Origin of the sequence: Aeribacillus sp. FSL M8-0254, assembly GCF_038008845.1 — a bacterium.
GTDB classification, from domain to species: domain Bacteria; phylum Bacillota; class Bacilli; order Bacillales; family Aeribacillaceae; genus Aeribacillus; species Aeribacillus composti.
Map to the genome: position 1 here is coordinate 1,252,012 of NZ_JBBOZY010000001.1, position 25,212 is coordinate 1,277,223.

A 25,212-nucleotide genomic window follows, 5' to 3' on the forward strand; every position below is an offset into this window, starting at 1 on the left:
CGATTCTTCATCAAGTAGGTGATGTGATGAAAGATTTCCCGATTCGGTTTGTATTGACAGATGAAGCGATTACCCCAAGTGCTGGGCTTGCTCTCGTTGGCTACTTACTCCATCGAACGAAACTGGATAAACGGGTAAACGCACTTCGGCTTCCAACGGTTCGTCGAGAAGTGCACATTTCCCATAGCGATGTCATTCGCTCGATGATTGGCTTGCTTGCCACAGGAAAAACGGATTTCGATCATATCGAAGCGTATCGTCAGGACGATATCTTTTCGGCATCGATGGGGATTCAGCACGTGCCTTCCTCTCCAACCTTGCGACAACGACTCGATCAGCTCGCTTGTCTTCCGATGACCGAAACGATTCTTTGGGAGGAGTCCATACGTCTGTTGATTCAACGACATGCCACTTTGTCCCCTTGTTGGACCAAAGGAAAGACGACATGGCTTCCCCTTGATATAGATGGTTCCCCATTTGACAACTCCGATACGAAAAAAGAAGGAGTCAGTCGAACGTATAAAGGATTTGACGGTTTTACACCGTTGTTTGCGTATGCAGGGAAGGAAGGGTATCTCGTTCATGCCGAGTTGCGTCCAGGGAAACAACATGTGCAAGACAACATGCCCTCGTTTTTAGTCACCGCTATCCGTCGAGCTCGTCAACTGACTTCATCTCGTCTGCTTGTTCGCATGGATGCAGGAAACGATGCAGAAGCGAATGTGCACGTATGCCTAAAGGAAGACGTGGACTTTGTCATCAAGCGAAACTTACGCCGAGAATCGAAAGCGCTTTGGTTCCAGATCGCTTCGCAAAAGGGCAAACGTGTCGATGATGGACAAAGCGAAGGAGTACAAACCTATGAGCTATGCCTTCCACAGAAGGCAGCGATCGATGGAAACACGTATACGTACGTTCAAGTCACCCAAGTGACGGAACGGACGATGGAACGCAATGGACAGCTGATGCTCGTTCCTGATTATGAAGTGGAAAGCTATTGGGTGCGGCTCAAAGGATACGAGCATGTTCGAATGAGCGATGTGCTCGCGTTGTATCATGACCATGCGACATGCGAACAGTTTCATAGCGAACTGAAGAGCGACTTAGATTTAGAGCGGCTTCCATCTGGGAAGATGAAAACGAATGCGCTCGTGTTGGTCATGGGAGCCTTCGTTTACAATCTTCTTCGTCTGATTGGACAAGATCTATTAAGCGATCCGAGACATCCGTTGCACCACAAAGTGAAACGCCGCCGCATCAAGACGATTATTCAGACGGTGATCACGATGGCAGGGCGACTCGTCCGTCGATCACGACAGATCTGGATGAAACTGACGCGAAGGAGTGGCTATAGCGAGCCCCTACTGAACGTCTATCAGAAATGGAGAGAGGCAAGATAACGAACGAATGTTCGGGCACTGATGTCCAACGTCACTCCCTGTGCTTTTTTGTCTATTTTTTTGGTTCGTATACCTAAAAAAGAGATTTGTTCCATTTTCGGAAATAGAGATGACATAGGTCATAAGCATAAAAAGGGTTTTATGGATTATCAATCCATCAAAATTACAACAAAATCAAAGTCGATTTCAATTCATCACGGATTCAGGATATCTGTGATAAAGGTAAATTTTTGTTTTCTTTTTTCATCTTCTAATTCGCATTCGAAAACATTCACCCCAAAGCCTCTGTAATCAATATCGTTCACCCAGGTGATTTCCCCTCGCTGTTCGCTTTCACGTATCTTTACCACATTGGCTTTCTTGCCTTCCTCCTCTTCCATATTTTTTAACGCTTGAAACTCATCGGTGATGCTTTTAATACGATCTTCCTTAAAACGGAATAAGTAGTTCCAATTATTCGCCTTGCATTGTTTAAATACATTTTCGCAGGCATAAAGACTATCGGCAATCAGACAGATAGGCAGTTTTTTAAAGGTGTCTTTCAGTCTAGCAGTCAGTCGATAAAAAGCATTCAACTCACAATCTTGCTTTTCCACGTCCTCTGATTCATTTTCAATAAACTCGGAGGCCACACTTAGTACCATATTTCCCACAATTAACTTGGCTTCCAAGACATGATGCATGTAGATGGTCTTTATTTTTTCTTCACCCGTTTCCTTGTCTATGTATTTGCGCTCCCGTTTCAGGCAGTGTTCACAATGTTTTTTGTCAAAAGTAAAAATACCGGTCCCATCTATGGCAATACCCCAGTATTTCCCATTGATACGATAGGATTCAAAACACCTCTTTTTGAATAATTTCTTGATCATATCGATTCGGATCCTTTCAAGTTCTGCCGGGTTCACTCGTGCCAAAAAATCATTGATTGTGTCATAATGGGGCAGTTCTTCCAAATCTTCATTCCCCAACAATTTCCCCAAATTTTTAATGCACTCTTCCTTATTAAATTCGTTTGTCATTTCGCGCATACTTTTTAAGTTGCATGCATTTTTCAAAATAACCATCATCAAAAGGACTTCCGTGTCATAGGTAATATAGCTTTGGTGCCTTGGATCATCAATAGTTTTGAGCAATTTGTTTAAATTTTTAAAAAAGTGATTTTGTGTTTTTAGCAACTCGAATAAATAATTTACCTCTTTTTCCTTTTCACGCTTTTCCTTCCTCGTTACCATAAAAAAATCCCCCCCAAATGCCAATATATTAGGTTTTTTACATACCCTTATTATCACATATTTGGCAAAGTTTAGGTGGAATTATCTCGAAGAATTTTTACTCTTCAGGGCTGCACATGGTATGAAGAAAGCGGTGAAACGAAGGCTATCCATTGTTTTTCACCGCTTTCTATTAAAATATTCACTATTTAAATAATAAATTTCATTAACATGTGTTCATTTTGATTCTATATAAGTTGAATTAAAGATTTACAACTGAACACACAAACGATCGATCGTTTGTTCTGGTTTCTGGTTGATTCGCTGAATAAAGGCTTGGACATTCTTTCTAATTTCTTGCACACTCGAATAGAACACGTTGTAAATCACGTCTGATTTCAGCCATTTCCATAGCCCTTCAATCAAGTTCAATTGCGGACTGTATGGTGGCAAAAAGACGAGCTCTAACCGATCTTCGTGTTCTTTTAAAAATGGCTGAATGAGTTTGGCATGGTGAATTCGAGCGTTATCTAAAATCATCACTATTTTGCCTGTGGGATAGCGTTCTAACACAAGTTGAAGAAATCGAAGAAATGTTTCCGCGTCATAGCGTTCTTCTTCGATGCAAAACACTTCCCCTGTTTCGTAGTTCAACGTGCCAATCAGCTTCAGCCCTTGATGTTTTCCAAACGTCGGAATGATTCGTTGTTTTCCTTTGACAAACCATGTTTTTTGAATCGCTTGGTAATCACGAATCATCGACTCATCTTGAAAGAGGACATGGGCGATGTTCCCATCTACCAGTTTTTTTTTACTTCAGGGAAGGTGATTTCGACGAATTCTTTTTGTTTCTCTTCATCGGCATTGGCTAGTGTATAGGTCGGTTTCGTATAGCTTAGCCCTAACCGATGCAGAATGTCACTTGTTCCGCGAAGCGTGTATGTTGGCCCCCACTTTTGTTGAATGAGTTCAGCGATTATCGCAAGCGTCCAATTATATTTTGCTTCGAATCCCACATCTACGGGGAGCTGATGTTCAATGATCAAAGCCAGCTCTTTTTCCTGCTCAGGGGTCAATCGACGTGGGGCGCCAGGTGAGTATTTCATCTCCAGTCCATCAAGACCGCGCTGGGCGTAGGCATGAATATAGTTATAAATAGTTTTCTTGGATCGACCAATAATCGTTGCGATTTCTCCTTTGGTATATCCCTGCAAATGAAGATAAATCGCTTGGTAGCGTTCATATGCTCGTTTACTTTTTGCTTCTTTCATGGCAGTGGACAACTTTTCGATCTCGTCTTTGTGATTTGGCATCATAGTTTTCTCTCCGTTCCCCTATTTTCTCTTTGTATTTATTCGCCGTGGAACGGGAGAAAACCTTTATTTCAATTTATATAGTATTCAAAATGGAACATATTCTATTTCAAAACAAAATATTCGATATTTTGGGATTTAATATTTCCCAGAATGAAGGAATCGACTTCCATGCCATTGGAAATCTTTCAATGAAACAGGAGCTAGGAAAATAAGTTTTCGAAATCAGCGGGTGAATGTGAGCGGAAAAGAGAGGAAAAACAAATAAGTTTTAAAAAAACGGCAGAAGATTCGTTATCCGATTACGGAAGTTGACCTAACATAGAGAAAAACCGTGGAATTGTTACAATTTATCTTCATTAAGTGGAAAGTACGTGAATAGTTTAAAAAAGTTAATAAAAAATACATTGTCCGGCAGTAAAGCATTGCGTCCTCCTTTTATTGGTTCATATTTCACGAGGTCGATCAATTGGTAATTCAGGTTATATACAATGATCCAAAATATTTTTTGCACGAAGTATTGAGAAATATTCAACAGTTATGAAACTATGATGCTGCTGCTATGCCAGTTGATCCTACGCTGTAGGCGGAAAGTTCGGTGTAACCATTCAATGGAGAAGAAAAAACTGGAGTATCAGAATTTTAGCGAAGATTATAATCAAAACAAATGAGGCTTGCATGAAAGTTTAATAGAACGAAACTTTCTGTAAGCTTTTTTTTTAGCGCGAAAAGACAATTATTAAGCAGATGAATTGAAATGAGGAAAGAATGCACGCGCACTGCTGAGTGAGGTATCCGCCCGGTTTTTAGAAAATAAATTCTGACTATTGACAATATTAATTTTCTTTTTTAATATCGAATTAAGTAATTAAGTTCCCTATATCAGGAACAAATAAAAATTTTTTTTAGGATTGATGGAAACGCATACATGATCATTAGTTTTGGATCAATTTTATTTTTCGGGAGGGTTTCCTATGAGCAAAAAAGAAGTCATCACGGACACAGAATTAAAAGAATATTACGATGGGATGAAAAATAGTTATTTAGGTCCGCTATGGTATGATTTAGGACACATGGTGACAAAAGAGCCTGTTCATGATGTGGAGCCATATTTATGGAAGTGGAAAACGATCCGCGATTATGTTATGAAGGCGGGAGAAATTTTAGAACCTGGAAAAGATGCTGAGCGGCGCGTTGTTTATTTGCAAAATCCTAATCTATTAAAACATGGATTAGTCGGATATGGGACACATACGTTGTATGCCGGAATCCAGCTATTGCTGCCGGGGGAATTTGCTCCTTCGCACCACCATTCTCAAGGAGCGATCCGTTTTATTATTGAAGGTTCTGGAGCTTATACAGCTGTGAATGGGGAAAAAGTGTACATGGAACGGGGAGATATGATTCTTACTCCTGCATGGACATGGCATGAACATAAACATGAAGGAACTGAACCGATGATTTGGCTGGACGGTTTGGATGTAGGACTTGTGAAAAATTTGGCTGCTTCTTTCTTCGAACCTTATGAAAATGGATTTTACCCTGAACAGCCGCCTGAAAATTATTCAACTGAAAAATTTGCAAAAGGTGCGTTCGTTCCGAAAGGCAAAAAAGAAAAGCCTGGGTATCCTTCTCCTATTATTGGCTACAAATGGGAGCGCGCCAAATATGTTTTAGAGCAAATGAGTAAATCGCCAAAGGAAAACGAAGATCCGTATGATGGTTATGCGATTGAATACATCAATCCGACAACAGGAGGATCGGCAGATGAAAGAATCGGTTCGATGATGCAAAGATTGCTGCCGAACCAGCATACGAAAGCGCATCGCCATGTGCACAGCGCCATTTACCATGTTCTTGAAGGAAAAGGATCTACAGTCATTAACGGACAAAAATTTGAATGGGAAAGAGGAGACTTCTTCATTCTGCCGCCGTGGAGCTGGCATGAGCATGTCAATGAAGGATCGGAGGACGCCTATTTGTTCTCATTCAATGATAAGCCGGTTATGGACATTCTTGGATTAGAATATGAAGAGGCCCATCCGGAAGGACATCAAAAAATTGAAAAAGTATTTACTCCAGGCCCGTAAATAGATTAAAAATTGTACAGAAGCGATTTAAGTGAGGAGTGTGCCTATGAAAATTGCCATTTTTAATGATAATCGATTAGGAATCGTAGCAGGCCAAAAAGTTTCAGATGTAACAACTACCGCTGACTGGGATCAAACAAATCCGCATGAATCATTAGTAAGGCTGATGGAAAATTTTGATTCATTAAAAGATACACTGGAAAAGGCAGCTCAAGAAGGAAAACAGTACGATCTTGAAGAAGTGGTTTTTAGAGCGCCTGTCCCTTCACCAAGCAAAATATGGGCTGCTCCTGTTAACTATAAAAAACACCAAGAGGAGATGAACAAACAATTTAACAACGCTCCGAGAACGATTGAAGAACTTGCGCTGTTCTTAAAAGCTCCGTCATCTGTTTCAGGTCCGTCCGATCCGATTTTGCTTCCATTTAAAGACAGAAGAACAGATCATGAAGCAGAACTCGGATATGTCATCGGCAAAAAAGCGAAAAATGTTAAATATGAAGATGCAAAAGATTATATTTTCGGCTATTTCGCCTTATTGGACATTTCCATCCGGGGAAATGAAGAGAGAACATGGAGAAAATCATTTGATACATTCACACCGATCGGTCCATGGATCGTGACGGCTGATGAGATTGAAAATCCAAATGATCTTTCATTGAAGCTCTGGGTCAATGAAGAATTGCGCCAGGACGGAAGCACGAAGCATTTAATTTATGATTGCTATAAATGTTTGGAAGTCGCATCGACTTATTCGACATTAAACCCTGGGGATATTATCGCAACCGGAACTCCTGAAGGTGTCGGACCGATCCGTGATGGAGATGTCGTCCGCATTCAAGTTGGAAGTGTGGGGGAATTTTCCGTAAACGTGAAATTTGCAGATGAGAATTAGAAGGTGGAAGTCTGAAATATCTCTTACGGGCGACCACTGAAATAGAGGGCATAGTAAAATAAGCCATCGATCGATGACCTTGATGGAAATATTTGGATATAAAGGTTAGGTTGCAACAGTAATTATACGAAACCCTTGGGATTTAGCTAATAAAAGAGCTTGTTCTACCGTGATTTCACGGTTTACTGGAAGAACATCAGCTTTTTTATATAAATTCGGATTATATGGTTCTTTCTTTTTGAGAATGTTGTAGATAGCTGTTAAAAGCATACGTGCAATGGCAATAATTGCTCGTTTGTGACCCCTGCGCTTTTTGAGTTTCAAATAGCGGTTTCGAATTTCGGGATGTTTTTCACTTTTGACTACAGCGGTGGCACACTGTACCAAAAGAGGCTTGATGTAGCAGCCTGCTCTCGAAATTCTTACTGACTTTTTCTTGCCGGCACTCTCGTTATTTGTGGGTGTAAGTCCTGCCCAGGAACATAAATGCTTAGCTGTCGGAAACACGTCCATATTAACACCTATTTCCGAAACCACGGCAATGGCGGAAAAGATGTTCTTAAAGGACGGAACAGTTAAGATCAAGTTCATTTCCTCTGTGTAGGACGCGGCAAGGGAAAGAATGATTTTTTCAAGGTCAGCTTTACGAGATTGAAGGTCTTCATAGTGCTGTTTCATCACCTTTAATTTTTCAGCCTGCTCCGGTGTAATAAATCCGTCAATGGCTAACTCCAATTCAGGCAGTTTACTCTTCATGGAGCCGTGGATTAAAGGTTCAATATCAAAAGAAGTGTCTAAAGGGTTCTTAAGGAGCTTTTCAATGATGTTCATAGAGCTTTTGCCGAAGGTATCTGAAACAACATTTCCAAGCTGGATGTTAGACACGGTTAAACTGTTTTGAAGACGGTTCTTCTCACTTGACATAAAATTAGTCAGTTTAAAACGATAGCGCATAAGGTCACGCAGCTGTCTAATCTCAAGTGGTGGCATAAAGCTTCCAGCCACAAGGTCATGCTTAAATAAATCAGCAATCCATTTGGCGTCTTTTTTATCTGTTTTCTTGCCACGGATCGCCTTGACGTACTTAGGGTGTGCAAGAGTGATGTTGCAGGAAGCTTCAAGTACATTAAACACAGGAATCCAGTATTTCCCGGTAGATTCCATACAAACATCCTTACAGTTATTTTCACAAAGCCATTGTGACAGCTCTTTCAATCCTTTTGTATAGGTAGAAAAGCGATGGCGTTTGTAAGTAGTGACACCTTTGTTGGTAGAAGCAATACAGGCAACAACAAAGGTTTTGTGGACATCAATCCCACAGCATATTGGATAAACAATCTTTAATCCCATAGGGATAACTCCTTTCACGTTATTAAAGGGATAGACAGCATTGACTGATTGCCCAGCAATAAACGAGTAGTTGTTTATACAAAGATAAGTCTGCGTGCTCGAAGTCACACTTATTTGTGCTTGGAAAGGCAATCTACACATATAAACATGCGGTCACCCTGCAACCAGAGTGGCCCACTCACCTCCGCGTGATTTGTAGTTGACTGTTATCCCTATGACTTTAGAATAATAAAAATAACGCCGGTGGCACAATTGTTTCATTACGTTTTGTGCCTTGAGCGAAGCGAAAGGAATGGGTATAAACATGAAAAATATTTATACGTTTAGAGTAGTGTGGGGAGATACAGACGCTGCTGGCATCGTGTTTTACCCGAATTTTTACCGGTGGATGGATCAAGCCTCGCATGAATTGTTGCGCTCCGCAGGCTTTCCTGTGGCGAAGCTGCAATCGGATGAAAAGATCATTACACCGCTTTTGGAAGCATTTTGCCAGTTTAAATCACCTCTTCTTTATGATGATGAGGTAGCTGTCCATTCTGAAGTAGTAGAAGTTAACAACAAAGTTTTCAAAATCAAGCATACGTTTAAAAAAGGGGATCTAGTTGTAGCAGAAGGCCATGAAGTGAGAGCATGGACATCTGTCGCAGAAGATCGGCCAAAAGCAGTGCCTGTTCCTGAACATGTCAAAAACATCCTTTTGTCTTAATTTTAAGCTGAAGGCAAAGGTTGTTGTTGACAAACTCAATCGGAAAACCGCCATGTATGTAAGAAGGCGGTTTTCCGTCTACTTTTTGATGGGAGGGATTTGAATGGCAGCAAACCGGATGACTGAAAATGTGCTGATTCATGAATTGATTGAGGAATCGGCAAAAAAATTTAAAGACCGTGTTGCTTTTGCAGAAGGGGACAATTTCTATACTTTTGAAGATTTGAATCAATTGTCATTAAGATTGGCGAGGCATTTTATACAGCTAGGTTTGAAGAAAGGTGATGCCATCTCTGCACAGCTGCCCAATTGCTGGGAATTTGTTGTCGTACATCTTGCTGCATCGAGAATTGGGTTAGTGTTTAATCCGCTCAGTCCAAACTACCGGAAAAAAGAGCTGCAATATATGCTTTCACATTGTGAAGCGAAAGCGTTTGTAACAATTGACAATTGGAAGGGATTCAATCATGAACAACTTGCTCATGAATTGAAGGCTCAGCTTCCTCATTTACAGCATGTTTTGGTGGCAGGGGAAAAGAAGAATGACCGCAGCATAAGTATCACAGCTTTGCTTGAATCAGAGCCTGATTCCGTTTCTGATCAAGACATACATGAAAACTTACCGGCTTTTGATGATCCGTGCATCATATTATTTACATCAGGTACTGAGTCCAATCCTAAAGGAGTTCTTCATACATTCCGGACATTTGTTCCGTGCCATCTGCTAAATGGCAAGGAGTATCAAATAACGGACAATGATACCATTTTATGTTTAACTCCATTATGCCACATGTTTTCACTGCCGATGATTATCATTAGCCTTCGATATGGAGCGAAGCATTTACTTTATCGAGAATATAAATCAAATGAAATTATCGACTTATTGAAAAAAGAACAAGTATCTTTTTTGACTGCTGCACCCGCACATTTAATTGACTTATTAAGACAGTGCGAACAGCAAAATGTAAGCGGTTTAAATCCTCGGCTTATCTTAACTGGGGGAACAAAAATACCGGCGAAAATGGTTCAAGATCTTAGGGCTACATTAAACTGCGATGTAGCTGCTCAGTGGGGCATGAGCGAAATTTGTGCAGGAACCTTTACTCGTCCGGGCGATGAAGCTTCATTAACTTGGGAAACAGTTGGCAGACCGGCTCCGGTCGGGGAAGTCATCATTGTAGATGAGCGGCACAAACCGCTTCCGACGGGCGAGATAGGAGAAATCGCTTTTAAAGGAGAAAGCTTATTTATTGAATATTATAAAAATCCGCAAGTAACCGCCCAGTCGTTTACGGAAGACGGCTATTTTTTAACAGGGGATCAAGGCTGGCTTGATGAAAAAGGGTACCTTCATTTCGTCGGACGGACGAAAGATACGATTAACCGCGGCGGATTAAAATATCATGCTTCAGAAATTGAAGAAGCATTGCAAATGCATCCGAAAATCAAACAAGTGGCAATCGTCAGTGTTCCGGATCCTCGTCTAGGCGAACGGGGCTGCGCCTTCGTCTCTTTGCGAGAAAATGAAACGATTGATCTGGAGGAAATTAAAGAATATTTGCAGGAAAAAGGATTTGCAAAGTATAAGTTTCCAGAATATTTAGTGATTAAAGATGAACTGCCGACCACTCCGTCCGGAAAAATTTCAAAAGGGCTTGTCAGAGCAGAAGCAGCATCCTTATCTGAAAATTAAGCATGTATCAAGGCAGACAACGAACAAAGGCTGTCTGCCTGTTTTAAACGACATGCTTCGGTCAAACGTGAGGAGAACTCACAAAAGATCAATAAAAGTCTGAGAAACCTTTTTTAAAAAGCTGCCCCGATGTTTGCACCAGCAGATCTTATTTTCTGAACAAAAACGCATAAGGGTTCTTTTAATAGGTGCTAGTTCATGTTTTGTGAGCTAGTTCTCTTTTTCATTTTAAAAGTTTAAACCCCATTCTTTTTTTGCCACGGATTTTATTTCGTTAATAGCATTTTGCTTTTTTTGAAGAATATGTTTATATTTTTCATCATCTGTCATTTACTTCAATTTGATTAAGTTGCGATATTTTCATCATCTTTTACAATAAGACCATATAAAGAGGGGTCAAAACAATTAAATCCACTTTATCTTTGCTATTACTTACTGATAAATTGGTATATGTCTGGGAAAGGGGAGCTTCATATACTGTAAGAACCATATCTGATTCGTTTTTCGCATAATCACCTAATGGGTTTTGTTCGAATCCTTTCGCATATGTTTTCACCAATTGGCCATTGGCATAAGTGTGAATGCCGAAATATAAAGAAAATATGACAACAATTTTTTTTATAATTCAATGATAACATCTCCCATCTTTTTTAATTCCTCATCATGTGTAACCAATATAATGGTCTTTCCTAATCTATTAAGTTCTTTTACATGTTCCATCACTAGATTGGCGTTATATTTATCCAAGCTTCCTGTCGGTTCATCTGCCAATATAATACTGCATTTTTTCATAAACAGACGCGCAATGGCTACTCTTTGCTGTTCTCCACCGGACAAAGTATATATTTTTCTTTTTTCGTAACCATTCAATCCAACTTTTTCTAATGCTGCTGAAACAGTGGTATTGTTTCTATATTTCTTGTCGATCATCAGAATGTTTTCTTCAACAGTCTTATTTTCTACTAATGCAAAGTTTTGAAAAAGAAATCCGAGCTTCTCTCTATATGCCTTAAGAATATCATCGTTTTTCGAAAGATCTAAGCCGTCGATAAATACTTTCCCTGCATCTACCTTTTCAATTCCTCCTATTATATTTAAAAGTGTCGTTTTTCCGCTGCCGCTCTTTCCGCTGAATACGACAAATTCACCTTGCTTGATAGAACAAGAGATAGTGTAGAAAGGAGACTTCATATGATTCGAAACGATATTTACACACATTATAAAGGAAACGATTATCAGTTCAAATGCATTGCTTTACCTTTAAACGAAGTTGAAGACCAGAGTTGTTTAGTACCTAAAGGAACAGCTCGTTATTATGAAAACGATAGGGACATACCGCTATATTTTCATAATGGTGTTTGGCTTATCGACTCTGATTTACCGCATGTCATTTACCAATCCGAAGCTAATTATGGAACAGATAAAGTTTGGGCGAGGGAAGTGGATGACTTCTTTGGTTACAAAGAAAAAGACGGGCGGTATATTAAACGGTTTGCATTGAAACATTTTTCGGTAGAAGGAGAGGAAAACATATGACAGAAGATAATAAAGAATGATGTAAAGCTTGTGATGGAACAGGAATATTAGGATTTCAATTAGAAACTTGCTGGTTCTGTTGCGGGACAGGATTAATTAGCAAAAGAAATGAAGTTAAAAAACCAAACCGAAAAATTCATTAATTATTAACTCAACTTTCGCACACAGAAATATTTAAGCATTGCTTGATATAATTAGGTATAGTGGCCAACCATTTATTCATTTGATTTTTAAAGATGTCCATGTTCAAAGAAACCTCGGCTTCCGCCAAAGTTTGGAAAAGGTCAATAAGTGATTGAAGGGCAGTAATAAAATCTATGTCTTTTACATCTTCGCAAAGGATGTAAAAAAGGTTGCCAATCGTCTTAGGATCCTCCTCTTTTCGCATTTGCCAAGCAATGAGAATATATCGTGTAAAAACAATGGTTGTATGGCTAATTAACATGTCGTAGGAACGTCCCTGGAATTCTTTCTCTAAATTTAAAAGGGATTTATTGCATTTGAAGAAGACTTCAATGTCCCAACGCATGCCGTAAATACGAATGATCTCTTCATTTTCTAATGTTGTATCTGTGCTGAGAATGGCAAGCCATTCGCTCCGTTTATTACGGTTTCGTACAAATAGAATTTTTACTGGAATTCCATTGTCTAAAGTAGCATAAACGGATCCGAGAATGTCTTTTTTACCCATGTGAGGTTTTGCCAATTTGTAAAGTTGATTCAGTGTGAAACGTTCACCATTGTAAACGTATCGCTGCTTTAATTGCTTCACCATGCCAATGACAAATAACCCTTTGTTCGTAATCTTCTCAATTAAAGGCGCTTGTGTAAACCAGGAATCCATGAGAACATAGTCAGCTATAATCCCTTTTTCAAGCGCATGATCAAGTAAAGCTGAAGCCACGTCCGGTTTTGATTTCAGAGCTTCCTGGCGACGCTTATAGCCAGATGTTCGTTTATCAATATTGGTATTGATTTCTTGCAGGCGATTTTCCTTTTTCGGTGAACTTAGAAGAGCAAAATCAACGGGAATAAAAGTAAAACTATCGGTCCAGCCAAGGGTAAGCATTTGAAACCCTTTCAAGTACTGATGGGTAGAGTGATCAAAAACCTTAGCCAACAGTTCAACCGACTTACTACGGTTTCTTGAAAAGACAGAATCATCAATCACAAAAGCTGTGACACGATCTTTTGAAGTTAATGGTTGAAGCAGACGGATCATTTCACTGCTTAATGAAAGCAGAAACTTTCTCCAATGATAGGTTGGTGTATTTAAAAAGCGATAGACTGTATCCTTTCCGGGCAGATCCTGAGATCGTTTACTCATAAAAGCACGAAACCAGTTCTTATATTGGAAGACTAAAAGAAAAATCAGTTTGAAAACAGTAAGACAAGAATACCCGGAAAGTTTCGTAATATTCGCTTTTCTTAAATGATATCCAATATTTAATTCGGAAAATCCTTGTTTAATTTCTTTTGGTAATTGCGCAAAGTAGTCTTTATTCGTTATCATAATGGTGGCACCTTTCTTTTGGATTTGTTTTCGTCACCAATATTTTACCAAAAGAATAGGTGTCTTTCTTTATGTTTTAAAAAATGTCAAATGATAATTTTGTACTTCCCAAAACCATTTACATCAAGCATTTAAACAAGATTTTGGACTGCGAAAGCTGAGTTATTAATATTAATATTTTCTTGAAAAGAGCAAGAGAGACTTGTTTAATTCAAGTCTCTCTTTTATTGCTAATAATCATCCGAATAAGGACCTTTCATCAAAGGGATATGTTTTATGAATTTTTTCAATTCGATTCCAAAGTAATTTTCTATATCTCGTTTTAGATTTTGCTCTAATTGAATAAATTCCCTTACGATATAGTCTAAATCAAAAACATTGTACAAATCTTGCTCTGCCCAAATAGATTTCACTCTTGCTTTATTTGAAAATGGAATTAAAGACAGAATAGCACCATCTTCATAATCGTCATATTCAATCGTATAATAATGGAATTCTGGAATATGTTCATCTGTGACTCTGTTTTTCCATTCGTATAATGCTTTATAGAATTCTAAAATAGCAAGTTCTGTTTCAAAGTATAACTCATTATTGATTTTTATTGTAAGTGTAGCTTCTACCGCTAATATGGTAGGAACATCACGTTTATCTTTATTTGAAATAATTCCATTATCAACTACAAAATTGTATTCAAAAGTTATTTTACTGGAAATGCTGTCCATATCTTACCATCATATCCTATCACTATTCTTATTTTTGTTTCACCTTTAGTTCCAATCTTTTTCCCTAAGTTGACTTCGAATCTAAATGATAACTTTTCACTATCATTTATTTTAAAATCAGAAACTTTGGCTTTTTGTAATGCTTCTTTAATCCATCCTCTAGCGGTGGATTATAATGCTCCCATAAGGTGAGACACATGAGCGTGATAAATAAGTTATAATGATACCATGAAAAAAAGAAACCGATATACCGCAGAATTTAAAGCTAAGGTGGTTCTTGAGGTGTTGCGTGAAGAGCAAACCGTCAATGAAATAGCCGCCAAATATGAATTAAGCCCAGTCATGGCATGAAAAAAAGAAACCGAGATGGATTTTCATGCATGGGTGGGGAGTAAAATTACTCATGGATGTTTTTATTCTTCTTTCCATCCGAAAACGGCGGAAATTTCTTTTCCTTTTATAAGCAAATATTCGCTTAGTTCATGTTCGATAGTGTCTGGAATCGATTTTTCAAAGCCGACAACAATAATAGACCCTAAAATTTCCCGCTCAAAATTAAAAATCGGAATGGCGGCAGAAGCGATGCTTGGCGCTAAAGCTTCCTGCGCAAACGATATTTTTTGATCAGCAATAAGCTGAAACTCTGTCATTAGCTCGTCTTTCGCCTGTTTGCTTAGCTTTGACAACTCCGATTCCTTCCAAACGTTTACACTTGGATCGTTTTTAAATGCCGCAAAAAGTTTTCCGGCTGCCGAGGAGATCGGAAGGATTGTTCCGACCTGTCCGCCTAAGTTAAGCCCTAAATGACTATGGATCATTTTGACGATCATTGGGCCGTTTGTTGTCCATACGGCAAGGAGAGTCGTTTCTTTCGATTTGGCATTAATTTCATGCAAAAATGGCGTGATTTTGCCAATGAGGTCCTCTTGATTGACAGCTGCCATTCCATATTGAATGAGCGTGCTCCCTAAAGAGTATAAGCCGCTTCCTTTATCCCGATGAAGGACACCGAGATTTGTAAGGGTATTTAAATATTTATATAAATTGCTTTTTGCTATATTAGTATAATGATGAATGTCGTTAAATTTCATCGGACTGCCGTTTTTGGCAATCAGGTCAATAATTGAGAATCCTACAAGCAAAGACTGAATTTGTGCATGTTTTTTATTTTCTGTCATTGCTAAAACCATCCTTCAACTGATAGGCATACTTCATCTTATTTTACCACTTCAACAAAATTTTTTCTATATTTTCAAAAAACTACTAAGACTTTGTCAATGAAAATATAAACTAGCAATAGATGAAGTGTGAAAGGATAAAAAATTTGTCCGGGATGCGAGAAAAATCCTCTTAAAAAGTCTGAAGAGAAAAATGAAGTTCCTCGCCATTTGCTTAATGATGGCAAACTGTTTTTTTATTGCATCAATTTAAGAAATTTCATTTTCGGACTGCTCTCAGTATATTCTTTATTCCTTTTACTCATCCTGCATTCCCTTTAAAAAAGAATAAGTAGATTGGAAAATTATTATCAAATGAAAATACGAGGAAAGGTTACTTATAAAGCATTCCATTACATGAAATGATATCCAAAAAGTTTATCTTCCAATTGAGATTTTATGCTATACTGAAGAAGTCTAAAAAATTTTTGAAAGTTTTGATAAGTAATTGACATCCGGCTGAACAAGCAGTACATTTTATTTATATATAATTAAACCTATTATTTTAGTATGTTTAATTTTACGAATATATAAGTTTAGAATTGAAGGGAGAAATAAACTATGTCAAACGAAAGAAAACTTCAGCCCGAAACGCTAGCTGTACATGCAGGACAGGTGCCTGATCCGACGACTTTGTCGAGAGCTGTTCCGATCTACCAAACGACTTCGTATGTATTTGAAGACAGTCAGCATGGGGCAGATTTATTCAGTTTAAAGAAAGAAGGAAATATTTACACAAGGATCATGAATCCAACGACTGATGTATTTGAAAAGCGTGTAGCTGCGCTTGAAGGCGGAATTGGGGCGCTGGCGCTTTCATCTGGACAAGCTGCTGTTTTTTATTCGATTTTGAATATTGCTGGAAGCGGCGATGAAATTGTTTCTTCATTTAGCTTATATGGCGGAACCTATAATTTGTTCACACATACTTTGCCGAAGTTTGGCATCACGGTAAAATTTGCCGATACGACGGATCCGCAAAATCTTGAAGCAGCGATTACTGAAAAAACAAAAGCAATATTTGCCGAGACGATCGGAAACCCAAGAGGGGATGTGCTTGATATTGAAGCGGTGGCAGCAATCGCTCATAAACATTCAATTCCGCTTATCGTTGACAATACAATTCCAAGCCCTTACTTGCTCCGTCCGATTGAATTCGGCGCAGATATAGTTGTTCATTCGGCTACGAAATTTATTGGAGGACACGGAAATTCAATCGGAGGCGTCATTGTCGACAGCGGCAAGTTTGATTGGAAAGGAAGCGGCAAATTCCCTGAGTTCACCGAGCCGGACCCAAGCTATCATGGTCTCGTTTATGCTGATGACATTGGTGAAGCTGCTTATATTACGAAAGCGCGCATTCAGCTGTTGAGAGACCTTGGAGCTTCACTTTCTCCATTCAATTCATTTTTATTCTTGCAAGGGCTTGAAACGCTTCATTTGCGAATGCAGCGCCACAGTGAAAATGCGCTTGCAGTTGCGAATTATTTACTTGAGCATGAAGCGGTCGAATCTGTCAGCTATCCAGGCTTGAAAAATCACCCTTCATTCGAACTTGCACAAAAATATTTGCCGAAAGGTCAGGGAGCCATTCTGACATTCGAAATTAAAGGCGGCGTTGATGCAGGAAGAAAACTGATCGATTCGGTTCAATTATTTTCAAACCTTGCCAACATCGGCGATTCGAAATCGTTGATTATTCATCCTGCCAGCACGACTCATCAGCAATTAACGAGCGAAGAGCAGCTGGCAACAGGTGTTACACCTGGTCTTGTCCGGTTATCAGTCGGTACGGAATCGGTTGATGACATTATTTACGATCTGGAACAAGCGATTCGAGCAAGCCAAGCTTAAGATCGTATCGCCAGATAAAAATTTTGCAGGGATTGCGGCATAAGCCCACTTCACACTGAAAAGCAGCAGGCAGCCTTCAGCTGCTTTCATATCGAAAGAAGTAGAGGAAAACGACTGTTTTTCTCTACTTTTATTTTATGGACTTGTGGACATCCTCTGCATATTACCGTTTCCCGAAACCAGCGCTCATAGCAGTATGAAACTAGAAAGAAAACTGCCGCGGTTTAGCTGTCGTCAAAACCCCCCTCGCTGTAAAATTCTCTCGTTTCATTTATAGGTAAAAATGAATAAATGTTACATATGTTGATTATAGCCGGTATCTCTAAGGAGAAACCGGGTTTTTATTTTAATTTCCAGAAAATAAATAACATTTTAATTTTTTCGTTGACAGAACATGTTGTTTTTATTAATATTTTGTTAAATAAACGATAGTAAAAAAAACGTAATATAACAGAGAGGTGACACCGGTGTCCGACAAATATGTGGTGCATTGTTCCTTTTGCGATTCTACAAATGTTAAGAAAATAGCTGTTTTCGGCACTGCTCAGCTCGTTTCTCAATATTACTGCAACCAATGTAAAAGCGTTTTTGAATTTATAAGATGGCAAAATGATTTGAACAAGGGGGTGTAGTCTGTTTGACGATCCAAACGGTTGGAGTTGTAGGAAGCGGAACGATGGGCTCTGGCATTGCCCAAACGTGTGTGCAGCATGGATTTCGTGTATTGCTTTATGATTTAAATGATGCGATCGTTCAGAAAGCATTTACTCAAATTAAAAAACGCCTTAACAGATTAGTAGAAAAGGGAAAAATGGAGGAACAAACGTTTCAAGATTCAATATCACGAATTGAGACTTGCACCGATTTATCGCTGATGAAAGCGTGTGATCTTGTGATTGAAGCAGTTCCGGAAAAAATCAATATTAAAAAAGGCATTTTCCAAGCGCTGGATGAACATTGTCCAGAACAAACCATTTTAACCACCAACACATCATCGTTTTCTGTCACTGAAATTGCAAGCGTTACCAAAACAGGGGAAAGAGTGGCAGGTCTTCATTTTTTTAATCCGGTTCCGCTAATGCCTTTAGTAGAAGTCGTAAGAGGGGTGAAAACATCTGAGGACACGTTGAAAAAGCTTGCACAATTTGTCTTTTCTCTTCATAAAGATCCGGTTGTTTGCGAAGACACACCGGGATTTATTGTAAACAGAATTGCCCGTCCTTTTTACAATGAAGCATTGAAAATTGCAGGTGAACGTTTGGCGAAGCCCGAACAGATTGACAGAATCATGAAAAAGGCTGGACGTTTTAAAATGGGTCCTTTTGAACTGCAAGATTTAATTGGTATTGATGTGAATTTTTCCACAACGGAAACCGTCTACAATAGTTTTTTCGGAGAGGAAAGATTTCGTCCGCATTATTTGCAGCAGCGCATGGTTCAGTCAGGTAAGCTTGGCAGAAAGGCCGGTGAAGGATATTATCGCTATGAAAACTAAATCATTCACTGTAAAAGTAGCTGGAGAAGGCTCTTTAGCCGATTCGATCATAGCGCAATTGCGCGAAACTGGCCATCAGCTCGAAGATCAATCGGCTGTTCATTCAAATTTTGATATTGTGATCGAAACGACAAATCTCGACATCGACCAAAAGAAAAAACTATTGGTCGAAATCGAAAAAACATTGCCAAAGGAAACGGTCATTTTGTCTACATGTCTTGGTGTAACAGCAACAGAAACCGCTTCTTGGCTCCAACATCCTGAACGATTAGTCGGATTTGCCGCATTTTTCCCTTGGGAAGATTGTGAACTTGTCGAACTTGCACCGGCTTTGCAAACCGAAAAAGAAAATGTTGAGAAAGCTAAGCAGTTTTTTGAAGAAGTTGGAAAAGAGGTCGAAGTAGTGGAAGACGGTGTAGGATTAGTATTTCCTAGAATTTTATCATTAATTATTAATGAAGCTGCTTTTGCTTTAACAGAAGGTGTTGCAAGTGCAGAGGACATAGACAAAGCAATGATGAAAGGAACGAATTACCCGATGGGCCCCCTTCGCTGGGCGGATCATATCGGTATTGATGATGTTTATGCTGTTTTAGCCGGACTGTTTAAAGAAACAGGGGAGGACCGCTACCGGCCTGCTCCATTTATCAAAAAGATGGTGTATGCCAAATGGTTCGGAAAGAAAACGGGAAGAGGCTTTTATCAATATGATTAAAAATTCCGGTTGATGATGGTAACTTCGGGAAAGGTTCAAAATGAATCAAAATGCCTGAAAAAACGGTCAAAATGGGGGTAAGAAAATGAAAGAAGCTGTGATTGTTGATGCTGTCCGAACCCCGATCGGCAGGTTCAACGGGGCATTAAGAGAGGTCCGCCCGGACGATTTGGCAGCTCACGTCGTAAGAGAGCTGCTCAAGCGAAATCCGATTGATCCTTCCGATGTGGAGGATGTAATTTTTGGCTGCGCTAATCAAGCCGGAGAAGATAATCGCAATGTGGCAAGAATGGCCGTGCTTCTTGCGGGTTTGCCTGAAACGGTTCCAGGCGTGACCGTCAACCGTTTATGCGGATCGGGTCTGGAAGCAATTAATCAAGCAGCGCTGGCGATTCAAGGCGGATTGGGAGACGTCTATATTGCAGGCGGAACCGAAAGCATGACAAGAGCTCCATATGTCATGATGAAGCCGCAGCTTTCTGGAATGAGGGACACGCCAACTTTTTATGATACAACTCTCGGCTGGCGGCTTGTCAATGATAAATTAGCGGAAATGTATCCGCCGATCAGTCTTGGCGAGACGGCTGAAAATGTAGCTGCGCGCTATCAAATTTCGAGGCAGGAGCAAGATGAATTTGCGTTGGAAAGCCATAAAAAAGCCGGAAAAGCGATACAAGAAGGGCGTTTTCAAGATGAAATTGTTCCGGTGACAATAACAGGGAAAAAAGGGGAAGAAACGATAGTAGATAGAGATGAGCATCCGAGGCCTGATACGACTTTGGAAAAGCTGAATAAATTAAAGCCTGCTTTTGTTCAAGACGGAACAGTGACCGCTGGAAATTCCTCTGGAATCAATGACGGCGCTTCCGCACTTTTAATCATGGAGAGATCGATAGCAGAAAGACTTGGCTTTAAGCCGCTGGCACGGATTGTCGGCTCCGCTGTCGCTGGGGTGAATCCATCTTATATGGGGATTGGCCCGATTCCAGCAACGAAAAAAGTGCTGCAAAGAACTGGTTTATCTATCAGCCAACTGGATTTAATCGAGATTAATGAAGCATTCGCATCCCAATCCATTGCCTGCATTAAGGAGCTGGGATTTGATATGGAAAAGGTGAATGTCAACGGTGGAGCAATTGCTTTAGGTCATCCTCTTGGCTGCAGCGGGGCGAGAATTGTTACCACTCTCGTTCATGAAATGAAAAGAAGAGACGTTAGATATGGACTCGCGACGATGTGCATAGGCGTCGGGCAAGGAATCGCCACGATTGTCGAAAAAATATAGAAAGGAATGAAAAATATGAAAAAACACTATCAGCTTTTTATTAATGGACAATATGTAGACAGCTCAAACGGAGAAGTATTCGAAACGCATAATCCTGCAACCGGCGAAGTCATAGCAACGGTAGCCAAAGCAACAAAGAAAGACGTTGACAAAGCGGTGGAGGCAGCCCGTGCTGCATTTGAGTCGGGCAAATGGCCGAGAATGACGGCAGCGAAAAGAGCTCGCCTGTTAAACCGTATAGCGGAAATGATGAGAGAGCGATTTGAAGAATTGGTTCGCGTTGAAGTATTAAACAGCGGAAAGACCGTTGCTGCTGCCAAGGGTCAAATTATGCAGGCGATTGAAGATTTTGAATTTTATGCCGCTGCATGCTTAACTCTCCAAGGTGATGTCAATCAAGTTCCAAACGGCTTTTTTAACTATACTCTTAAAGAGCCGGTCGGGGTATGCGGTCAAATTATTCCTTGGAATTATCCGCTTATGATGGCCGCTTGGAAGGTGGCGCCTGCATTGGCTGCCGGCTGCACTGTTGTCTTGAAGCCTGCTAGCTACACTCCAATTACAGCCTATATGCTTGCGGAAATATGCCATGAAGCAGGTGTTCCGGCAGGAGTCCTGAACGTCATTACAGGCAGCGGGTCTGAAATCGGACCATATATGACGGAGCATCCTGGAATCGACAAAGTTGCGTTTACAGGCGAAACGGAAACCGGAAAGGACATTATGAAGCGCGCTTCTGAAACGTTAAAACGGGTAACTTTGGAATTAGGAGGAAAATCACCGAACATCGTCTTTGACGATTGTGATCTGGAAGGAGCCGTAAACGGTTCGCTTTATGGAATTTTTTACAACACAGGACAATCTTGTGAAGCAAGATCCCGCTTGTTTGTTCATGAAAACATTTATGATGAATTTATGGAAAAATTTATCGAAAAAGCTTCCCGTATACGAGTAGGAAATCCGTTTGATGAAGGCGTGCATATGGGGGCCGTCATTTCCAAAAGTCATCAGCAAACAATTGATCATTACGTGAAATTAGCGTTGGAAGAGGGCGGAAAAATTTTATATGGCGGCAAAATACCGGAAGGCGGAGAGTATGAAAAAGGGTATTGGTATTTGCCGACGGTTATCGGGGATGTCACAAATGATATGAGAGTTGCACAAGAGGAAATTTTCGGGCCTGTCGTAGTTGTTATGAAATTCAGCGACGAGCAAGATGTGATCCGACAAGCAAATGATTCCATTTTTGGATTAGGTTCGGCTATATGGACGAACGATCATGGAAAGGCACACCGTGTTGCGGCACAAATAAAGGCAGGCATTGTTATGGTGAATTCGCCAATTTCTGCATTTCCTGGAACACCTTTTGGAGGCTATAAGCAATCGGGATTTGGCCGGGAGCTGGCATTGGAAACATTGAATTTGTACACGGAAACGAAAAGCGTCGTTTCTTATATCGGCAGCAAACCATTAAATCTCTTTGGACTCTAATTATATGTATAAAAAAAGATCGTTTAAAAAAAATATAATTTCTATTGAATTATTAGAATATTTAGTATATTATGTTTATGAAACGATAAAATATTAAACGTATAAATAAAGGAGGAATTGCAATGTCAGATACAGTAGCAATAGAAAAGAAAAATTTAACGGTGGTCAAAAACAGCGGAGTGGCGGAAATCCATCTTCACATCAATAAAACGAATGCCTATGGACTGGAGTTTTACCAAGAATTCAACGCAGCGATCGATGAGCTTCGCTTCGATCCAAACATAAAAGTGGTCGTGCTGATGAGTGATGTGCCGAAATTTTTCTCGGCAGGAGCGGATATCAATTTCTTAAAAGCAGCGGATCCGCGTTATAAAACACAGTTTTGCCTGTTCTGTAATGAAACGCTGGATAAAATCGCCCGTTCGCCGCAAGTATATATCGCCTGTTTGGAAGGGCATACAGTCGGCGGAGGATTGGAAATGGCGCTAGGCTGCGATCTGCGATTCATGGGAGATGAAGCAGGAAAAATCGGCTTGCCGGAAGTATCGCTTGGGGTGCTGGCTGGAACGGGAGGAACGCAGCGGCTCGCGCGGTTGATCGGGTATTCGAGAGCGCTGGATATGAACATAACTGGGGAAACGCTGACACCGCAGGAAGCGCTGGACATTGGTCTCGTCAACAAAGTGTTCCCGCAGGCGGAAACGAGAGAGCGGACGCTCGAGTATGCGAGAAAGATAGCTGAAAGCGCAAGCTATGCGGTTTCCAACATCAAGCTGTCGATCATGAACGGGAAGGAAATGCCATTGAACGTAGCCATCCGCTACGAAGGAGAGCTGCAAAACTTGTTGTTCCGCTCCGAGGATGCAAAAGAAGGATTGAGCGCATTTTTAGAAAAGAGAAAACCAAATTGGAAAGGGATATAAAAAAGAAGGACGCAACATATCGGCCATAAACGGCCGGTATTTTTTCATCCAGAAAATAATGCGGATATTTAAAGACAAGTCATATGCCTTCCTCAAGGAGGAGGCAGTTTTTTTCTGATCGGCAGAGTCGATTTAAACAGCTTCAGACTTATAAAAAAATAGATTAAAAGGCTCCCTATCCTGAAAACAAAATTTGGCAAAAAACAACCCCCACCTAGCCTTTGGAATATAATTTCCAAAGGAAGGTATTAAAGTTTATATATGGTTTAATTCCCTTATGCACCCACTTTTTCTAACTTCACTTCGTACCCTAACCCCTCTAATTTCTTCACCGTTTGACGCACGATCTTTGCTTCCCGTTGACGATCCCAATAGTCTGCCCCTAATTCTTTATACGGTTCCTTCCGAGTTAACAGGTAATAGATGATTTCTAATATCGTTCGTCCAACTGCCATACTCGCTCGATTCGCCCCTCTTCTTGCGGCTATGCGGTGATATTTCGCGGATAAATACGTATCCTTCTTTCTCGCGGCGGCACGGGCACATTCTACTAAACACGCTCTCAGCTTCTTGTTCCCTTTCCTCGTTCGGCTTGATAACCGTTTCCCCGCACTCTCGTAGTTTCCTGGTGCCATGCCTGCCCACGATGCCAGATGGCTCGCTGATGCAAAGCGACTCATATCGGTTCCGATTTCCGCCAAAATTTGTTCCGCACTTTTCCGCCCGACTCCCGGAATCGTATCTAAGAGCTCCAGCGCTTCTTCAAAAGGGCGCGTTCTCTCCTCGATCTCCTGATCTAATCGCGCAATCGCTTCATCTAGGTATTCCACATGCCGCCATTGTTCGGCTAACATCATCCGTTGATGAGGGCCGATTACCCCGTGTAATGCGCGCTGGAGTTCTTCCACTTTTTGTTTCAATTTCCCTTTTGCGAGCTGAGCGATGACCATCGGATCGTTTTTCCCTTCGATCAACGCACGAATCATTTTTCGTGCCGATGCCCCATTGATATCGGAAACAACGGACGACAACTTGATGTTCGCTCCTTCCAATACTTTTTGAATCCGATTCAATTCCCGCGCTCTTTCTTCGATCAAACTGCGACGATATCGAACGAGTTCTCGCAGTTCTCGTTGGGCTCGGTCCGGAATATAACTTCCTTTCAACAATCCATGGCGAAGCAAGTTGGCGATCCACTCGGCATCCTTCATATCCGTCTTCCGTCCAGGAACTGCTTTAATATGCCGGGCATTGACGACAAGCGTTTCGATTTGTTCGAGTTCGAGCAAATTGTACAACGGTTTCCAGTACACGCTTGTCGATTCCATCGCCACGTGCGTCACCCCTTTTTCTTTCAACCAGTTCACAAACTCCAGCAATTCATCGGTCATGGTACCGAATGTTCGTATTTCTTTTCCTTCAGGGGTGATGGTACAAGCGGTAATGGATTTTTTATGCACGTCTACTCCACAACAACGTTCATATAATACCTTCATCGCTTTCCCTCCCTGCTTCATTTCATCTTCAGCTGGTGCAGTAGCCTATGACGAAGCATTCTATCCTGCGTGCTTCCCAACTCGGGAGCGACATTCCGTGGTGCACCAGGCTACTGGGGTCCGTCTATCTTTCGGACTCTTGCGTACCATAGATGCATCGACCTCATGACCCCAGCTGCAAGGAGTTATTTCGACAATATTCGTTTTCATCCTTCCGATGGTGCCGAATTTTTTTCGGCATGGGGGTCTATCTTGAAGAAAAAACTTGTAAAAATGGAATTCCATCCAGCATAATAAAAATAAAAGC

The 25,212-nt window shown here is 40.5% G+C and carries 21 protein-coding genes and 2 pseudogenes; 14 read left to right on the top strand and 9 right to left on the bottom strand.

Annotation, left to right across the window (positions count from 1 at the left end; all coding sequences use genetic code 11):
* Positions 1 to 26 precede the first annotated feature (26 nt).
* A complete protein-coding gene (locus NSQ44_RS06100; protein WP_044899598.1) occupies positions 27 to 1,400 on the top strand; it encodes an IS1380-like element ISGsp2 family transposase in 1,374 nt (457 codons plus the stop codon).
* Positions 1,401 to 1,594: 194 nt separating this feature from the next.
* Here NSQ44_RS06100 and NSQ44_RS06105 read toward each other — a convergent pair whose 3' ends face one another.
* The gene (locus tag NSQ44_RS06105; RefSeq protein WP_340855862.1) at positions 1,595 to 2,632 is read right to left on the bottom strand and encodes a transposase family protein; all 1,038 of its coding nucleotides are present in this window, start codon (positions 2,630 to 2,632) and stop codon (positions 1,595 to 1,597) included.
* A gap of 249 nt (positions 2,633 to 2,881) precedes the next feature.
* A protein-coding gene (locus NSQ44_RS06110; RefSeq protein WP_015374552.1) for an IS630-like element ISBs2 family transposase occupies positions 2,882 to 3,927 on the bottom strand; the annotation gives its coding sequence in 2 pieces (ribosomal slippage) (positions 2,882 to 3,421 and positions 3,424 to 3,927; 1,044 coding nt in all).
* Positions 3,928 to 4,898: 971 nt separating this feature from the next.
* On the opposite strand from NSQ44_RS06110, the gene NSQ44_RS06115 reads away from it, so the two are divergent.
* Together NSQ44_RS06115 and NSQ44_RS06120 are read left to right on the top strand one after the other, a co-directional pair.
* Positions 4,899 to 6,014 (top strand): cupin domain-containing protein, encoded by a 1,116-nt coding sequence (locus NSQ44_RS06115; protein WP_340855865.1) that lies wholly within the window; start codon positions 4,899 to 4,901, stop codon positions 6,012 to 6,014.
* A 46-nt stretch (positions 6,015 to 6,060) separates the two neighbouring features.
* A complete protein-coding gene (locus NSQ44_RS06120; protein ID WP_327863087.1) occupies positions 6,061 to 6,909 on the top strand; it encodes a fumarylacetoacetate hydrolase family protein in 849 nt (282 codons plus the stop codon).
* Between the two features lie 105 nt (positions 6,910 to 7,014).
* Here the strand turns inward: NSQ44_RS06120 and NSQ44_RS06125 are convergent, their stop codons facing one another.
* Positions 7,015 to 8,259 (bottom strand): IS110 family transposase, encoded by a 1,245-nt coding sequence (locus tag NSQ44_RS06125; protein ID WP_445659524.1) that lies wholly within the window; start codon positions 8,257 to 8,259, stop codon positions 7,015 to 7,017.
* Positions 8,260 to 8,563: 304 nt separating this feature from the next.
* On the opposite strand from NSQ44_RS06125, the gene NSQ44_RS06130 reads away from it, so the two are divergent.
* Complete coding sequence (locus NSQ44_RS06130) at positions 8,564 to 8,965, top strand: acyl-CoA thioesterase (protein ID WP_340855870.1); 402 nt, start codon at positions 8,564 to 8,566, stop codon at positions 8,963 to 8,965.
* A 103-nt stretch (positions 8,966 to 9,068) separates the two neighbouring features.
* The gene (locus NSQ44_RS06135) at positions 9,069 to 10,658 is read left to right on the top strand and encodes a class I adenylate-forming enzyme family protein (protein WP_339199407.1); all 1,590 of its coding nucleotides are present in this window, start codon (positions 9,069 to 9,071) and stop codon (positions 10,656 to 10,658) included.
* A 618-nt stretch (positions 10,659 to 11,276) separates the two neighbouring features.
* On the opposite strand, the gene NSQ44_RS06140 is transcribed toward NSQ44_RS06135, so the two are convergent.
* Complete coding sequence (locus NSQ44_RS06140) at positions 11,277 to 11,849, bottom strand: ABC transporter ATP-binding protein (RefSeq protein WP_205419953.1); 573 nt, start codon at positions 11,847 to 11,849, stop codon at positions 11,277 to 11,279.
* On the opposite strand from NSQ44_RS06140, the gene NSQ44_RS06145 reads away from it, so the two are divergent.
* Positions 11,850 to 12,194 (top strand): DUF1653 domain-containing protein, encoded by a 345-nt coding sequence (locus NSQ44_RS06145; protein ID WP_311067100.1) that lies wholly within the window; start codon positions 11,850 to 11,852, stop codon positions 12,192 to 12,194. It begins immediately after the preceding gene.
* A 151-nt stretch (positions 12,195 to 12,345) separates the two neighbouring features.
* Here NSQ44_RS06145 and NSQ44_RS06150 read toward each other — a convergent pair whose 3' ends face one another.
* The 3 genes and pseudogenes from NSQ44_RS06150 to NSQ44_RS06160 all read right to left on the bottom strand — a co-directional run.
* Positions 12,346 to 13,707, bottom strand: a complete 1,362-nt coding sequence (locus tag NSQ44_RS06150; protein WP_328101957.1) for an IS4 family transposase — start codon at positions 13,705 to 13,707, stop codon at positions 12,346 to 12,348.
* A 230-nt stretch (positions 13,708 to 13,937) separates the two neighbouring features.
* Positions 13,938 to 14,429 (bottom strand): DUF7878 domain-containing protein, encoded by a 492-nt coding sequence (locus NSQ44_RS06155; RefSeq protein WP_066246766.1) that lies wholly within the window; start codon positions 14,427 to 14,429, stop codon positions 13,938 to 13,940.
* A pseudogene (locus tag NSQ44_RS06160) lies at positions 14,405 to 14,599 on the bottom strand (SAR2788 family putative toxin); the annotation flags it as partial. The gene NSQ44_RS06155 and the pseudogene NSQ44_RS06160, both read right to left, overlap by 25 nt.
* 58 nt (positions 14,600 to 14,657) lie before the next feature.
* Here NSQ44_RS06160 and NSQ44_RS06165 point away from each other — a divergent pair.
* Positions 14,658 to 14,756: pseudogene (locus NSQ44_RS06165) on the top strand (transposase); the annotation flags it as partial.
* An 86-nt stretch (positions 14,757 to 14,842) separates the two neighbouring features.
* On the opposite strand, the gene NSQ44_RS06170 reads toward NSQ44_RS06165, so the two are convergent.
* Positions 14,843 to 15,607 (bottom strand): IclR family transcriptional regulator, encoded by a 765-nt coding sequence (locus NSQ44_RS06170; protein ID WP_094245469.1) that lies wholly within the window; start codon positions 15,605 to 15,607, stop codon positions 14,843 to 14,845.
* Positions 15,608 to 16,207: 600 nt separating this feature from the next.
* Between NSQ44_RS06170 and NSQ44_RS06175 the strand changes: the two genes are divergently transcribed.
* The 7 genes from NSQ44_RS06175 (at position 16,208) to NSQ44_RS06200 (ending at position 23,409) form a co-directional block, all read left to right on the top strand.
* Positions 16,208 to 17,500, top strand: coding sequence for a homocysteine synthase (locus tag NSQ44_RS06175; RefSeq protein ID WP_063389432.1), 1,293 nt, complete (start codon positions 16,208 to 16,210; stop codon positions 17,498 to 17,500).
* A gap of 467 nt (positions 17,501 to 17,967) precedes the next feature.
* Complete coding sequence (locus tag NSQ44_RS18985) at positions 17,968 to 18,132, top strand: PaaD-like zinc ribbon domain-containing protein (protein ID WP_420534690.1); 165 nt, start codon at positions 17,968 to 17,970, stop codon at positions 18,130 to 18,132.
* 5 nt (positions 18,133 to 18,137) lie between these two features.
* Positions 18,138 to 18,995: a 3-hydroxyacyl-CoA dehydrogenase NAD-binding domain-containing protein gene (locus tag NSQ44_RS06180; RefSeq protein ID WP_340855883.1), complete on the top strand. Its 858-nt coding sequence runs from the start codon at positions 18,138 to 18,140 to the stop codon at positions 18,993 to 18,995.
* Positions 18,985 to 19,710 (top strand): 3-hydroxyacyl-CoA dehydrogenase family protein, encoded by a 726-nt coding sequence (locus tag NSQ44_RS06185; protein WP_066251107.1) that lies wholly within the window; start codon positions 18,985 to 18,987, stop codon positions 19,708 to 19,710. Before NSQ44_RS06180 ends, NSQ44_RS06185 begins: the two co-directional genes overlap by 11 nt.
* Before the next feature lie 85 nt (positions 19,711 to 19,795).
* Positions 19,796 to 20,995 (top strand): thiolase family protein, encoded by a 1,200-nt coding sequence (locus NSQ44_RS06190; protein WP_094245472.1) that lies wholly within the window; start codon positions 19,796 to 19,798, stop codon positions 20,993 to 20,995.
* Positions 20,996 to 21,010: 15 nt separating this feature from the next.
* The gene (locus NSQ44_RS06195; RefSeq protein ID WP_420534691.1) at positions 21,011 to 22,486 is read left to right on the top strand and encodes an aldehyde dehydrogenase family protein; all 1,476 of its coding nucleotides are present in this window, start codon (positions 21,011 to 21,013) and stop codon (positions 22,484 to 22,486) included.
* A 122-nt stretch (positions 22,487 to 22,608) separates the two neighbouring features.
* Positions 22,609 to 23,409, top strand: coding sequence for an enoyl-CoA hydratase/isomerase family protein (locus tag NSQ44_RS06200; protein WP_339199470.1), 801 nt, complete (start codon positions 22,609 to 22,611; stop codon positions 23,407 to 23,409).
* Positions 23,410 to 23,684: 275 nt separating this feature from the next.
* On the opposite strand, the gene NSQ44_RS06205 is transcribed toward NSQ44_RS06200, so the two are convergent.
* Positions 23,685 to 24,905, bottom strand: a complete 1,221-nt coding sequence (locus NSQ44_RS06205) for an IS110 family transposase (protein ID WP_044899176.1) — start codon at positions 24,903 to 24,905, stop codon at positions 23,685 to 23,687.
* Positions 24,906 to 25,212: the final 307 nt, after the last annotated feature.